Genomic DNA, 13,154 nt, shown 5'->3' on the forward strand with positions numbered 1-13,154 from the left:
TAGTATAACTTTTTTTAGAGGGAATGTGAACAGTTTTTTATAAGTTTTTCTGTTTTGTTAAATAGTTGATTTTAGCAGCGAGAATATTTTTTAGACTGCTATTCTTTAAATGAATAGATACTTTGTTTGTCTAAATGTGTATAATAAATAATACGAGGGGGGATAACATGAAAATGAATGAAGATTACCTTATGAGAGAATTTGAAGGGAGTTCCTTGATGGCTGGAGCGCTATTTAATAAAAAGGCAGAGACCGTTGAGTTAAAGCTAGAAGCAGATGCACAAGGAGATGGTTTGTCCATTCAAGAAATGATGATGCGAATGATTGTAGCACATAAGATTAATGCAGCAGAAAATTATTTATTTGCCCTAAAAGAACAAATTTCTGACAAAGATATGCGACTATTAGGGGAGTGGTTTTATATGGAGTTGGAAAAATTAAGTGATGAAGCGTTGGCTGCTGCTGACTTCTCTAAAGCTGAAATGATTCAAGGGAAAGAAGAATTATTGGCTTCATTAAATAAGGCTAAGGACTGATGTAGAAGCTTAATGAAATCAGTTATAATAAAAACAGCATGATGAAGTGGCAGAGGAGGAATGAAGATGTCGGAGGATGTACAACTAGAAATTGAAAGATTACGTTTGGAAAATGAAAATTTACGGTTGAAATTAGATCAAGCGGATTTGGAAGCAGAATCAGGAAAGTATCATTGGGTATGGGTATTTGTACCACTAGCTGGTATTATTGGCATATTTGGACCAGGACTTTTGGATGCCATTTCAAAATTTATAGGCAGCTGGTAGATAGGATACATAGTTTTAGATGTAGAATAAAAAATAACCGGAGACTATGTGTCTCTGGTTATTTTGTGTCTACAACTTTAAATCGTTCACAGACGAGTAGTAAATCTTCTGAAAATGACTGGTCAATTTCTTTTAATGCAGCAGTAAAAAAATCACGATGTACTTGGTACCAATAGTCATAGCTACAATCTCCTTCACCCTCAGCTATAGCAAAGGCAGCTGGGACTTGGTTCATTGGAAGTTGGGTTACATCAGTTGTTTGGATAATAGCCACAGGTAAATCCTGACGATTTAAAATGATACTATATTCATCAATTCTAGGATAAGGCTCATTTTCCAGCTCATAAAAAATGGCGGCGGAACAAGTAGCTGTTTTAATACCAGCTATCACAAGTTGTGCCAATTCATCAGGAGCTGAACCGAATTGCCAGGCAGTGACAGCCGTTGATGTGGGTAATTTTTTTCTTGCTACAAAGGTTTGCCAATAGTCTTTTGTCTCTTGGTTCATATCATTGCCACCTTTTTTAATGGATTATACCATATAAAAAGTAGTATCAACAAATATAGGATAAAATCATAAGCAGTAAAGCTTTTTTTAAAGACAGATCAAAAGGCATCACACCTTTTATTTACTTAAAATGACCGAATTCTTTCGTTGTTCGCCTAGTGTTTTTCTGTTGTTTTCATAGCAATAATTCAGTTCACGTGATAGTATAAAGACTATAGAAAAGCAAGTTGTTAGAGAGGGAGTAAAGACATGTTATTTGATACACATACACATTTAAATGATGTGGCATTTGAAGCAGAAATTCCAGAAGCTGTTAGGCGTGCAAAAGAACATGATGTCAGCAGAATGGCAGTCGTTGGTTTTGATGAAGCAACAATTAACCGTGCTTTGACACTAAGTAAAGACTATTCAGAGGTTTATAATATATTAGGTTGGCACCCAACAGAAGCGATTCATTTCTCAGAGAAAAATGAAGAATGGCTTTGGTCCTTATTTGACCAGCCGAAAATCGTAGCAGTAGGCGAAATGGGCTTAGATTATCACTGGGATACTTCCCCTAAAAATGTTCAAGCAGATGTTTTGAGAAGACAGCTTCGCATGGCAAAACAAATGAAATTACCTGTTTCCATTCATATGCGAGATGCAACGGAAGATACCTATCGTATTTTAAAAGAGGAGCATGTAGAGGATATTGGTGGGATTATGCATACTTTTGGCGAAACACCCCTTTGGATGGAACGCTTCTTAGATTTAAATATGCATATTTCTATTAGCGGTGTAGTAACCTTTAAAAAAGCTTTTGATGTTCATGAAGCAGCGAAAAATGCTCCGATTGATAAATTGCTCATTGAAACAGATGCTCCTTATTTGGCTCCTGTTCCTTATCGTGGCAAAAGAAATGAACCAGCTTATGTGCAATATGTCGCAAAAGAAATTGCGAAGTTAAGGGACATGAGTTATGAAGAAATTGCCACAATCACAATGGCGAATGCCAATCGTTTATTTGGGTTAACTGAATGAAGAAAATCAAAGAAATTATTGTCGTTGAAGGCAAGGATGACACAAGACAAGTGAAGTTAGCTGTAGAGGCAGATACGATTGAAACGAGAGGTTCTGCAATTAATGAAGAAATTTTAGAAAAGATTCAAATAGCGCAAGAAACCCGGGGTGTGATTGTGTTCACTGATCCAGACTTTTCAGGTGAAAAAATCAGGAAAATTATTGCTAAAGAAGTACCAGGTGTCAAGCATGCTTTTATTACTGTTGCAGAAGGTGTGCCCGATAAAAAAGGCAGTCTAGGAATTGAACATGCTGCAACAGAAGTGATTCAGCAGGCGCTACTCAAAGCTTATCCTGCTTATATTGAAACGAAGCAGCTGATTGCAGATGAATTACTACTAGCAGCAGGCTTAATTGGCGGTGCCAATGCGAAAAAAAGAAGAGAACGATTAGGTGAAATTCTGAGAATTGGTTATACCAATGGAAAACAGCTAAGTAAACGCTTAGAGATGTTTCAAATTACCGAAGATCACTTTATTCAAGGAATGAGACAAGTTTTGGAGGAAGAAAATGACGGATAGAAAAGATATTGCGACACCAACTAGAACCAAAGAGATTCTAGAAAAATATGGTTTTTCATTTAAAAAAAGCTTAGGGCAAAATTTTATTGTTGAGCCAAATATTTTAACCAAGATTGTTCAAGCAGCTGGCTTAGATAAGGAAACCAATGTGATAGAAGTGGGGCCTGGTATTGGTGCTTTAACAGAGCATTTAGGAAGGGCGGCTCATCAAGTCATGGCCTTTGAAATTGATGATCGCTTATTGCCTGTTTTAGCAGATACTTTATCGCCCTATGACAATATCAAAATTGTGCATTCAGATATTTTAAAAGCGAATTTGCCAGCATTAGTGGCAGAAAACTTTTCTGATGAAGGACGTTTAATGGTTGTTGCTAATTTACCTTACTATATTACAACGCCGATCATTATGCATTTTTTAGCTTCAGAAGTGAAAATTGATGGTTTAGTCATTATGATGCAAAAAGAAGTAGCGGATCGCATTACAGCAAAACCTGGTACCAAAGCTTATGGTTCATTATCCATTGCGATTCAATATTATATGACAGCAGAAGTAGCATTTATTGTGCCAAAAACAGTCTTTATGCCACAGCCCAATGTAGATTCGGCCATTATTCGACTGACACGTAGAGCAGTACCAGCGGTTACCGTTCAAAATGAAGTCCATTTCTTTAAATTAGTCAAAGGGGCATTTGTGCAAAGAAGAAAAACGCTTTGGAATAACTTGCTTGCAACCTATGGCAAAGAACCAGCTGTTAAAGAGGCTTTAGAGCAAGCCTTACAAGTAAGTGGGATTGATGCAAAAAGACGTGGAGAGACGCTGACAGTAGCAGAATTTGGTAAGCTATCAGATGCAATTTACCAATTTTTATCGCGCTAAAAAACGGTAAATAAAAAACTAGAAAGAAAATAGACTTTTTTATTGCAGGCCGATAGCTGTTATGATATAATTGACAATTCTGTTTTTTTAGTGTATACTATTAGCTAGTGAGGTGAATCTATATGCCAGCAACATTAGCAAGTATTAAAAAACACTTGGATTGTCAATTAGGTAAGAAGATTATGCTGACCGCTCAAGTGGGACGCAAGCGAAAGACCGAACGTAAGGGTATATTGAGAGAAACCTACCCTGCAGTTTTTGTAGTCGATTTAGATCAAAGAGAAAATGCTTTTGATCGCGTATCCTACAGTTATGCAGATATTTTAACACAAGCTGTGGAGATTCAATTCTTCGATGAAGCAAATAGTCAATATGCGTAAGTATGTATGTAAGCAAGCCTTTTAATTAGCTTGCTTTTTTTTATTGCCAAAATTAAGATATCAACGTAGCTTTTAAATTCTAATCTAGGGTGTGTCTGAAAACTATGGTGGCATCCGAATTTTTCAGTGATGATTGTGGAAATCTAGGGAAAAAACACAGTTTATGTGGTGCATAAGCGAGTATTTCTGACGACGAGTTACAGAAGCATCGCGAAAATATTCGCCGCCGTAGTTTTCAGACAAATCCTAATCTTTAGAAAAAATTAAATGATGATTGATGATCATTTAATCCTATTTTAAGGATTATTTAGTATAATGAAGATATGATTTTATGAGGAGGTTCCCTGGATATGTTTTTTTTACAAGGTCTATATGACTGGCTAGAGCAACTTGCTGGGGGCCGCTATAATCATTTTTGGTTAGTTCATTTAAGCTTTAGAAGTTTGGATAAAGCTTTGCAAGTTTATCTCTTTTGGATTATTTATCGCCTGATTTATTTATTGAGAAAAAAAAGTAAACAAGAAATCGTTCGAAAAAATAAAGAAATCATTTTGTGGCTTTTTGTTTTTTATGTCATTTTACTGTATCAATTAACTGTTTTTAGATGGGGATTTAATTTTAGTACTGCATTTGAACAATTAAGAAGCTTAGATCATGTGAATTGGCAGCCCTTTGTTGAAACGCTTAAATTAACTAATGGCTTAACATTATTTGATTTTATTTATAATTTGTTTGGTAATATTTTTTGGTTTGTACCAATGGGATTGATGTTGCCAGCTTTATTAAAAAAATCAAAACAAATAAAAACCTTGTTGATTGGTTTTGGCGTTTCATTATCAATAGAAGTGATGCAATTCATTTTTCAAACAGGGATTTCAGATATTGATGATGTGATTTTTAATACTTTAGGGACATTGCTTGGTCTTTTAGTATTTAGTGGGATTTCTTGGGTGAAAAACAAGGTGAAAAATAGGTTAAAAGAGGATTGAGTGCCCCTTTTAACCTATTTTTTTAGAATAGCAACAATCCATTCGGCTTTTGGAATCGGAAGATCAGGAAAACAAACTAAGCTTTCGGCAATCCCTTGAATGGCTGAATAAAAAGCCATAGATAAAGCAAGTGGCTCACCATCTTTGATTTCGCCTAGTTGCTGCCCAGCTTCGATTAGTGGTACAAAAGCATTAATGGCATTCATGCTTTTAATGATTTCCTGCATTTCCTCTGTTAAATAAGTTGCGCTTAAGGCTTGTTTAACCAGTAAAAAATAGTTAGTACTTTGAGGATAGGTTGTAAAAGAGTCAAAAATCATCTCGCTGATCTTACTAAAAATCGTTAATGGTGTTTGATTTTCAAACGACATCTGTTGAGTAAAAGAAGAGCCTTGAGCAGCATACTTCAATAATTCTGTATAAAGGACTTCCTTACTCTCAAAATAATGAAACATCAAGCCAACACTCATATTTACTTCTTTTGCAATATCGCGAATCGTTGTTCCATGATATCCTCGTGTTACAAAGTAGTTCAGACTGACATCAAGAATCTGCTGACGACGTTCTAATTTTTGTTCTTCCCTTTTTCCCATTTTAACTGACCCCTTTAAATGTTAATCCTTCTTTTTTACAAATTTTTTGAATGGCAAATTTTCCTGATAAGGCAGCTGTAGGTAGTCCTCCTGAAAGCATCGTCCATTGTGAAGCAAGAACCACATTATTTAAATGTTTTATACTATTTGATAAATACTGTTTTTTTAACGCTGGTGTTAATTCTACGCCCATATAAGCACCTTCGAAAGAGCTACAGTAGCGCTCAATTGTTACAGGTGTACTCATATCAACCATTTCAATTTTTCCTTCTATCTCTGGTAAAACCTCAATCAGTTTTTGCCTATACATTTGCTGCAATTCTTTCTTTTTTTGATAGTAACTTCTTCGATCTAAATTCTTCCATAATGCATAATCTTTTGTAGGGATACCGATTTTAAGAATACTTTTCCCGGTGGTTGCAGTGAAGTCATCATCTTCACAAAAGTGTTCAAATGCAAAAAAATCAGTCTCTTGCTGGTTAGCATCTAAATAGGTCTCGCCTTTTTTGATATAAAAGGAAGGATACTTACTTAAATCCAAATCAACACCAAAAAATAATTGAATCATACTATGAGTTTTTCCTACTTCTGGATTAGAAATCAGCTGTGCATAATCTTTATTGGTATATTGCATTGGTAAAAAATGCTGAAAGGTAAGTGCTGGATCACAGGCAGCAATCACAAAATCTGCATGAATGTGTTCTCCATTCTCTAATTCTACCCCAATTGCTTGTTGATTTTCTACAAGAATCTTTTTAATTCCTTGATCACAATAGGCAGTCCCACCTACATTTTCATATTCTTTGATGAGGTTATTGACAAGAGTCTTAGCGCCACCATAAATTTTAGCTGAATAGTTGGTTGCGAAATTAGCAGCGGTTGTCATAAAGGCCATTGCTTGGAAACCACTAGGTACAAATGCTGTAATGATTTGGCGAATCAATTCATTTTTAAATTGGTTTGCTAATTCAATAACCGTCATTTTTCGATATTTATTTGATATTTTTAATGCAGGCCCCATTTGTTTTATTTGCTTCATCCAATCCAATAGATGCATACTTTCCATGGATTTTTTTGCAGGAATTTTAATATGTTGCATTAATTTAATATCATGAATGAGTGTTTGAATATGTAGTGTATCTTCTGGTGCGACTTCTATTAAATGCTGTTCTAATTTATCTAAATCACGATACCAGTGAAGCTGAGCTGTTTCATTTTCTACAGTAGCAAAAACATCTTGGTAGTGAATCTCCTCATCTTTAAAGGCCTTTAATTCTTGCCAAACTTGATAAAGATCTTCGTTAGGTTTCACTCCTGTTAAATAAGAAATACTACCATCTATGGTATAACCTCTACGGTCCCAATAGGTACAGTGCCCACCTAACATTGTATGTTTTTCATAAATTGTTGTTTCAAATCCATTTTTTTGTGCGTAGATGCCAGCTGATAAACCTGAAATACCGCCACCAATAATAATTATTTTCTTTTTCATCATATCCTCCGTTCGTTGAACAATTGTTCATTGGTTTAATTGTAAACGATACCGGATGAATAAGTCAAGATTTTATTGAACGAATGTTTAATGAAAGTGAAAAAACATCCCTTTTTCTATCTCATATGTTAGAAAAGATAGAAAAAGGGACATTCGTTTTAAGCTTGAAGAACCATATCAATATGAGGGATATCATCTTCTAAATAGGGTTCTGAAACAGCTTTAAATCCAAAGCTTCCATAAAATGCTTCTAAATAGGCTTGCGCCTGAATTTTCACAGGTTGATTTGGATAAGTATATTCAATCTGTGTTAAGACTTCACTGATAAGTGCTTTAGCTAAGCCATTGCCACGTGCTTCTTTTTTAACAATAACACGACCAAAATGAATGCCATCTTCTTCAGGTATAATTCTAGCATAAGCGATAACCCGTTCATCCTCTGTTTGAAAAACATGTGTGCTAATCAGATCAGCATAATCTACTTCTTGATAAGGACAATTTTGTTCAACAACAAAAATTTCAGTACGCGCATAATAAATTTCAAATAATTCTCGTGTTGAAAGTTCATCAAATTTTTTTACTTGCCAGTTCATGATTATGCCCCCTTTTCTCAGTAATTAAGGTTAGTATACCCTATTTTTAATAAATAATTAACAGAAAGACCATTCAACGAATGAAATTTATGATATAATAAAAAAGTAGGGAAATGACAAAAGATGAATAGCTTTCGTTTTGAATAAATAAAATATAGAGATAATCGAGGAAATAGAATGAGTATGAATATTCAGTTGAGAAGAAAAGCCATCTCACATGTAAAGCGGAAGTATCCGCTTTTAGTGAAAGACGATTTTGTAAAAGTGCCAAATTATCAAGAAGGTGATGTGGTTACATTAGTTGATCAGGAACATCATTTTTTAGCAACAGCCTATCTTGCAACCCAAAATAAAGGGGATGGTTGGGTTCTGAGCTTTCAACCAAATGAAAAAATAGATGTTGCTTTTTTTACGAAAAAATTTCAACTTGCTTATCAAGAACGAGCACATCTGTATCAAGATGAAGCAACCACAGCTTTTCGTTTTTTCAATGGAGAAGGCGATGGTTTAGGTGGATTAACGATTGATTATTATGCAGGTTATTATCTGTTTTCTTGGTATAGTGAAGGAATTTATCGTCATCATGAGATGATTTTACAGGGCTTTAAAGAAGCCTTATCAGATATTATTGGGATTTATCAAAAATTTAGATATGAGTTACCAAAAGGGCAAACAAGAGCTTCTTTTTTATGGGGTAACCGAGCACCAGAACCATTAATCATCAAGGAAAATGGCATTCAATATGCCACTTATCTGGATGAGGGGATGATGACAGGGATTTTCTTAGACCAAAGAGAAGTCCGTAGAACCATTCAAGAACAGTATGCAGCAGGTAAAAATGTGTTAAATACCTTTTCTTATACAGGGGCATTTTCTGTTGCTGCAGCAATGGGCGGTGCTACAACCACTACAAGTGTTGATTTAGCAAATCGCAGCTTAGAAAAAACAAAAGAGCAATTTTTAGTGAATCAACTACCACTTGAATCACAGAAAATTTATGTGATGGATGTTTTTGATTATTTTAAGTATGCAGTCAAAAAAGAACTCACCTTTGATACGGTCATATTAGATCCACCAAGCTTTGCCCGTTCAAAGAAAAGAACCTTTAGTGCAGCAAAGGATTATACGAGCTTGTTAGAAGATGCTATCGCGCTTACTGAACGCAATGGCATCATTGTTGCTTCAACGAATGCAGCTCAGTTTAATATGGATAAATTTAAGGAGATGATTCATCAGGCCTTTCAACGAACTGGAAAAGCCTATCAGATTGAAGCAGAGTATCAATTGCCAGTGGATTTCAAAGTTGCTACAAGCTTTCCAGAAGGGAATTACTTGAAGGTTTGCATCATTCGTAATAAATAGTAAGATAAAAATTAAATAGAGAAGGGAAAAAATGAGTGTGACAAACAACTTAGAACCGACATCAACATTTTTTCAAAAGCATTTTCATTCCATTATTCATTCTATTGAATTAGATGGAACCCTGTTTTCAGAGGAGCAAACACAAATCTGCCAGGCATTTTTGCTGCAACAATCAACCTTTGAGGAGAGTTTAGCGGCGTTAAAACAAACACCTAGTGAACCGTTAACGATAGAAAAGGTTCGCACCATGCTTAGTCAGCCTAGATATAGGACGTATTTTTCAACAACTGATTTCAATGAGTATAAACATATTGAACGGTTATTGATCTTAAAGCGATTAATGGAATTAATCGATGTGGAAATTTATCGAAATCAAGCAGCAGGCACCTATATCCAACAAATGCATGCATTTATTTATCAAGATTTATACCCTTGGGCAGGAACTTATCGTAAAGCAAGACGAACAAGAGGTCATACTTATTTTCTCTTACCAGGTCTTATTCCAGAAGCAACGAGAGATTTTTCTTTAGAATTAGAGATTATGGCTGCTCATTATTTTCCAACAAAGCAAGAATTTATCAAAAAATATGCACCTTTAGTGAAAGAGCTTCATTTTATTCATCCGTTTACTAAAGGGAATGGCTTAGCTTCAAGAGCTTTGTTTAGAAAAATTGCCATGCATCATGGTTATCACTTATATTATCAACGGATAAAAGAGAGTGTCTATATGCAAGGGATTGAGGACTGTAAAACAGATTTTATCGAATCTTATTTATCTCAATCAATTTTAAATGAACAAGCCGATCAGCAATTAATTAAAGCCACAGCTTTAAAGAGAAAAAAGGATAAAAAATAATAAGCAGTCATGTTATGATTGATGATGAGCTAACGCAATCCGTTAGCTTTTTTGTTGGCTGCTGGATTTGTAAGAATTTTGTAAGAATTAGGTAAGAGATCTGACAGGTCTGCCACTTATACTAAAGGTAGTTCAGCAAGAGCGATAATGAGGAAAAGAGGAAAATACATGCAGACAGTAATTGAAGTAAGAGAATTAAATAAAAGTTTTAACGGACAAGCGGTCATTTCAAATGCAAATCTTCAAATCAACAAAGGCGAAATTTATGGTTTCTTAGGTCCCAATGGTTCTGGTAAAACAACCATCATGAAAATATTGTTAAATTTAGTTAAACCAACAACTGGTATCGTAAAAGTGTTTGGTGAAACGCTTAAAGAAGATGATTATACCTATTTAAAACGTATCGGAAGCATGATTGAATACCCAATATTTTTCGATAAAATGACAGCAGCAGAAAATTTAGCTATCCATTGTGAATATGTTGGCTTTTATGATAAACAGGTCATTCAAGAAACACTAGAAATTGTGGGCTTAGCAGATGTGGGTGATAAACGGGTCACAGAATTTTCCCTAGGAATGAAGCAACGACTTGGGATTGCAAGAGCGATTATTACCAAACCAGAATTATTAATTTTAGATGAGCCAATTAATGGTTTGGATCCAATTGGAATTAAAGAAATTAGAGAACTGATTTTAAAACTCTCTCATGAATATGGTATAACAGTACTGATTTCAAGTCATATTGTGTCAGAAATTGAACAAATTGCAGATACAATTGGGGTTATTAATCATGGGAAAGTGCTAAAAGAAGTGCGGTTATCAGAAATTAAAGCAGAAATGACTGCTTATTTAGAACTATCCGTTGATCAAGCTGAGAAAGCTAGTTATATTTTAGCTGAAAAATTAGGGCTTAAAAACTTTAAGGTATTAGATGGACAAACCATTAGAATTTATGAGCAAACACATGCACAAAGTGAAATAAATCAAGTACTTGTCCTCAATCAGATTTTAGTAGAAAAGATGGAAGCAAAACAGAATACACTAGAAGACTATTTCTTAAATATGATCAATGGGAGTGGAAAATAAGATGCAGAAATTAATGAAATTAGAAATGAAAAAGCATAACATGATGGGGTATTGGAAAGGAGTGGTAATGTCAAATATCATCATTGTTGCAGTGATGTTATTGATGATTATTGGTGGGAAATTGTCAGGAGAAAGTATTTTTGAAGATTCAGAGCTTACATTAATGTCACTCAATAGTACTTTGTTATATGCCACGTTTATTATCTTTTCAGCAGTCGTGTTGGCGCGCGTTGTCATTGAGGAATATCGTAATAAAATGATTCAAACGCTGTTTACTTATCCAATTGCTAGAAAAAAATTAATGCAAGCAAAATTACTGATTGTCTTTTCTTTCTCAGTTACAGCGATGATTTTTTCAAGTATCTTTCAAATCTTAGCTTTTTCGATTTTAAATCCATTGTTGAATTTGGTGCCAGAAGCCATTACACCAGCGATGTTAGGGGATCATTTTCTAGAAATTCTATTAAGCGCGATAGCTGTAGCTGGGATAGGTTTAATTCCGTTATTCTTTGGTATGCTAAATAAATCAACGATAACGACTATTACAAGTAGCGTTGTGATTGCGGTCATTTTAACTAGTAATAATGGTCAAGGTAGTTTATTCCAATTTGCAGCACTACAAATTGGCTTAAGTATTGTTGGGATTATCATTGGCATGTTGTCTTATCGTAAGATTAATCAAATAGATGTTTTATAAAATGAGTGGTATAAAGCTCTTAATAACCAAGACAGCAGCCATTAAGAATGATGCATATCAATCATGTGAAAACGAAAGAGACCGAAGCAAAACTACAAATTAGTTTTGCTTCGGTCTCTGATGATTTGTAGTGGTAACCCCAAATTAAGATTTTAAGGGACAAGATTCCTAAAAAAATGAGACAAAGTAGAGCTGAATAATAGCTGATTAGCTCAAAATCGCTCACTTATCTAAAATCGTTGTTTTATTTATCTAACTCAAGATTATTCTTCCTCATCAAGCTCTGAATCATTATCTGTCTGATAGTGCTTTTCAACGAAATATTGATTCAGTGTTTCAGTGAATTCTGCTTCAGGAATCACTTGGTTTTCTGCTGGTAGTTTAGGTGTCCCTTCAAAATCGATTGAATTGCTACTAAATTCAATTGTGATGGATTTAAACAGCTTAGCATCTTTTGGTGACATGGTAAGCGTTATTGCTGAGGCGTTGTTTTTTTGATTAATGGTTATGGTAAAATCAATTTTTTTAAAGTCAGAGAAAACATTCTTGCTCATCAGAGAATCAATCATATCAAGGTCAATTCCAGGGATAACACCTGCTATTGCAGCTTCATATTCAGGCTTACTATGAATGGTTTTTAGTAATAAATTTGATAATTTTTGATAATCATTTTTGTCTAATTCAACTGTTAGTAAATCACCTTGCTGCTTAAATTTTTTATTGCTAAGGTTGTGATAATAGTTGTACATTTCTTTTGAGAGTACTTGAGATAAGGCGGTCATATCTTTTTGGCTAGGTACTTCATTTTTATCTTCGCCTATAGCTTTAGCATTTAAAGATGTTTTGATATATTTGCCTTGCCAATGATTTTCCTTGACTAAGTCTCCGAAAAAGGCTGTTTCAGATTTTGCAGATGGATTGCTCAAACTACCCATTTGATTCATCAGGTCATACGTTGTTTGAAGAGACTCAATATTTGTATAAGTATAAGCCTCATCTGTTATTGACTCAAATGTCATATCTGATCCCATTAGACTTAATGTCATCATAGATTTTGAGATGTTTTCTTCAGGATCAAATGTATTGGTTCCGGATAGTTCAATTTTTTCTAACATGGACAAGCCCATTTTTAATGAAGCATCTGTTTCTTTAGAAAAGTCTATATTTGCAATAGCAAAGCTGTATTCCTTAGTCTGCTGTTCCTCTTTAGTAGGTTCTTTCATGGCTTCTAAAAAGCTTTTCTTAGCATTGTTTCCAGTACATCCGCTGAGAATCAAAAAAGTGAAGCACAAAATAGATAATAGATATGTATAGCGATTTTTTTTCATGTCACATCTC

16 protein-coding genes are annotated in these 13,154 nt (G+C 34.6%); 11 read left to right on the plus strand and 5 right to left on the minus strand.

The features are described 5' to 3' along the window. The first annotated feature begins 167 nt into the window (after positions 1-167). Entirely contained in the window at positions 168-536 is a 369-nt protein-coding gene (locus BMW29_RS07675; protein ID WP_092652064.1) for a DUF6483 family protein, read from the plus strand. Between the two features lie 66 nt (positions 537-602). Continuing rightward, entirely contained in the window at positions 603-803 is a 201-nt protein-coding gene (locus BMW29_RS07680) for a hypothetical protein (protein ID WP_092652066.1), read from the plus strand. Between the two features lie 58 nt (positions 804-861). Here BMW29_RS07680 and BMW29_RS07685 read toward each other — a convergent pair whose 3' ends face one another. After that, positions 862-1,311, minus strand: coding sequence for an ASCH domain-containing protein (locus BMW29_RS07685; protein WP_092652068.1), 450 nt, complete (start codon positions 1,309-1,311; stop codon positions 862-864). Between the two features lie 249 nt (positions 1,312-1,560). On the opposite strand from BMW29_RS07685, the gene BMW29_RS07690 reads away from it, so the two are divergent. The 5 genes from BMW29_RS07690 to BMW29_RS07710 all read left to right on the plus strand — a co-directional run bounded on the left by BMW29_RS07690 (position 1,561) and on the right by BMW29_RS07710 (position 5,137). Then, on the plus strand, positions 1,561-2,331 hold the full coding sequence (locus BMW29_RS07690; protein ID WP_092652070.1) for a TatD family hydrolase: 771 nt from the start codon (positions 1,561-1,563) through the stop codon (positions 2,329-2,331). Continuing rightward, positions 2,328-2,891 (plus strand): ribonuclease M5, encoded by a 564-nt coding sequence (gene rnmV / locus BMW29_RS07695; protein ID WP_092652072.1) that lies wholly within the window; start codon positions 2,328-2,330, stop codon positions 2,889-2,891. The genes BMW29_RS07690 and rnmV overlap by 4 nt, the downstream gene beginning before the upstream one ends. After that, a complete protein-coding gene (rsmA, locus tag BMW29_RS07700) occupies positions 2,881-3,768 on the plus strand; it encodes a 16S rRNA (adenine(1518)-N(6)/adenine(1519)-N(6))-dimethyltransferase RsmA (RefSeq protein ID WP_092652074.1) in 888 nt (295 codons plus the stop codon). Before rnmV ends, rsmA begins: the two co-directional genes overlap by 11 nt. A gap of 122 nt (positions 3,769-3,890) precedes the next feature. Further along, positions 3,891-4,148 (plus strand): Veg family protein, encoded by a 258-nt coding sequence (locus tag BMW29_RS07705; protein ID WP_092652076.1) that lies wholly within the window; start codon positions 3,891-3,893, stop codon positions 4,146-4,148. Between the two features lie 350 nt (positions 4,149-4,498). Beyond that, positions 4,499-5,137 carry a VanZ family protein gene (locus BMW29_RS07710; protein WP_092652078.1) on the plus strand — a complete coding sequence of 213 codons (639 nt, stop codon included), beginning with the start codon at positions 4,499-4,501 and terminating at the stop codon, positions 5,135-5,137. A 14-nt stretch (positions 5,138-5,151) separates the two neighbouring features. Here BMW29_RS07710 and BMW29_RS07715 read toward each other — a convergent pair whose 3' ends face one another. The 3 genes from BMW29_RS07715 to BMW29_RS07725 all read right to left on the minus strand — a co-directional run bounded on the left by BMW29_RS07715 (position 5,152) and on the right by BMW29_RS07725 (position 7,815). After that, positions 5,152-5,730, minus strand: coding sequence for a TetR/AcrR family transcriptional regulator (locus BMW29_RS07715; protein ID WP_092652080.1), 579 nt, complete (start codon positions 5,728-5,730; stop codon positions 5,152-5,154). Position 5,731: 1 nt separating this feature from the next. Continuing rightward, on the minus strand, positions 5,732-7,222 hold the full coding sequence (locus BMW29_RS07720; RefSeq protein WP_177165711.1) for a phytoene desaturase family protein: 1,491 nt from the start codon (positions 7,220-7,222) through the stop codon (positions 5,732-5,734). Between the two features lie 158 nt (positions 7,223-7,380). Further along, positions 7,381-7,815, minus strand: coding sequence for a GNAT family N-acetyltransferase (locus BMW29_RS07725; protein ID WP_092652084.1), 435 nt, complete (start codon positions 7,813-7,815; stop codon positions 7,381-7,383). A gap of 183 nt (positions 7,816-7,998) precedes the next feature. On the opposite strand from BMW29_RS07725, the gene BMW29_RS07730 reads away from it, so the two are divergent. The 4 genes from BMW29_RS07730 to BMW29_RS07745 all read left to right on the plus strand — a co-directional run bounded on the left by BMW29_RS07730 (position 7,999) and on the right by BMW29_RS07745 (position 11,816). Then, positions 7,999-9,177, plus strand: coding sequence for a class I SAM-dependent rRNA methyltransferase (locus tag BMW29_RS07730; RefSeq protein ID WP_218139656.1), 1,179 nt, complete (start codon positions 7,999-8,001; stop codon positions 9,175-9,177). 31 nt (positions 9,178-9,208) lie between these two features. Beyond that, positions 9,209-10,033: a Fic family protein gene (locus BMW29_RS07735; RefSeq protein WP_092652088.1), complete on the plus strand. Its 825-nt coding sequence runs from the start codon at positions 9,209-9,211 to the stop codon at positions 10,031-10,033. A gap of 168 nt (positions 10,034-10,201) precedes the next feature. Further along, positions 10,202-11,119, plus strand: coding sequence for an ABC transporter ATP-binding protein (locus BMW29_RS07740; protein ID WP_092652090.1), 918 nt, complete (start codon positions 10,202-10,204; stop codon positions 11,117-11,119). A 1-nt stretch (position 11,120) separates the two neighbouring features. Continuing rightward, entirely contained in the window at positions 11,121-11,816 is a 696-nt protein-coding gene (locus tag BMW29_RS07745; protein ID WP_177165712.1) for an ABC transporter permease, read from the plus strand. 263 nt (positions 11,817-12,079) lie between these two features. On the opposite strand, the gene BMW29_RS07750 is transcribed toward BMW29_RS07745, so the two are convergent. Continuing rightward, the gene (locus tag BMW29_RS07750; RefSeq protein ID WP_092652094.1) at positions 12,080-13,144 is read right to left on the minus strand and encodes a hypothetical protein; all 1,065 of its coding nucleotides are present in this window, start codon (positions 13,142-13,144) and stop codon (positions 12,080-12,082) included. Between the last annotated feature and the right edge of the window lie 10 nt (positions 13,145-13,154).

It is taken from the genome of Isobaculum melis, assembly GCF_900111355.1.
Taxonomy (GTDB): domain Bacteria; phylum Bacillota; class Bacilli; order Lactobacillales; family Carnobacteriaceae; genus Isobaculum; species Isobaculum melis.

What these genes read in the sequence shown, in the direction of transcription:
- BMW29_RS07675 (WP_092652064.1), top strand. Translation starts at nt 168, where the DNA reads ATGAAAATGAATGAAGATTACCTTATGAGAGAATTTGAAGGGAGTTCC.
- BMW29_RS07680 (WP_092652066.1), top strand. Translation starts at nt 603, where the DNA reads ATGTCGGAGGATGTACAACTAGAAATTGAAAGATTACGTTTGGAAAAT.
- BMW29_RS07685 (WP_092652068.1), bottom strand. Translation starts at nt 1,311, where the DNA reads ATGAACCAAGAGACAAAAGACTATTGGCAAACCTTTGTAGCAAGAAAA.
- BMW29_RS07690 (WP_092652070.1), top strand. Translation starts at nt 1,561, where the DNA reads ATGTTATTTGATACACATACACATTTAAATGATGTGGCATTTGAAGCA.
- rnmV (WP_092652072.1), top strand. Translation starts at nt 2,328, where the DNA reads ATGAAGAAAATCAAAGAAATTATTGTCGTTGAAGGCAAGGATGACACA.
- rsmA (WP_092652074.1), top strand. Translation starts at nt 2,881, where the DNA reads ATGACGGATAGAAAAGATATTGCGACACCAACTAGAACCAAAGAGATT.
- BMW29_RS07705 (WP_092652076.1), top strand. Translation starts at nt 3,891, where the DNA reads ATGCCAGCAACATTAGCAAGTATTAAAAAACACTTGGATTGTCAATTA.
- BMW29_RS07710 (WP_092652078.1), top strand. Translation starts at nt 4,499, where the DNA reads ATGTTTTTTTTACAAGGTCTATATGACTGGCTAGAGCAACTTGCTGGG.
- BMW29_RS07715 (WP_092652080.1), bottom strand. Translation starts at nt 5,730, where the DNA reads ATGGGAAAAAGGGAAGAACAAAAATTAGAACGTCGTCAGCAGATTCTT.
- BMW29_RS07720 (WP_177165711.1), bottom strand. Translation starts at nt 7,222, where the DNA reads ATGAAAAAGAAAATAATTATTATTGGTGGCGGTATTTCAGGTTTATCA.
- BMW29_RS07725 (WP_092652084.1), bottom strand. Translation starts at nt 7,815, where the DNA reads ATGAACTGGCAAGTAAAAAAATTTGATGAACTTTCAACACGAGAATTA.
- BMW29_RS07730 (WP_218139656.1), top strand. Translation starts at nt 7,999, where the DNA reads ATGAATATTCAGTTGAGAAGAAAAGCCATCTCACATGTAAAGCGGAAG.
- BMW29_RS07735 (WP_092652088.1), top strand. Translation starts at nt 9,209, where the DNA reads ATGAGTGTGACAAACAACTTAGAACCGACATCAACATTTTTTCAAAAG.
- BMW29_RS07740 (WP_092652090.1), top strand. Translation starts at nt 10,202, where the DNA reads ATGCAGACAGTAATTGAAGTAAGAGAATTAAATAAAAGTTTTAACGGA.
- BMW29_RS07745 (WP_177165712.1), top strand. Translation starts at nt 11,121, where the DNA reads ATGCAGAAATTAATGAAATTAGAAATGAAAAAGCATAACATGATGGGG.
- BMW29_RS07750 (WP_092652094.1), bottom strand. Translation starts at nt 13,144, where the DNA reads ATGAAAAAAAATCGCTATACATATCTATTATCTATTTTGTGCTTCACT.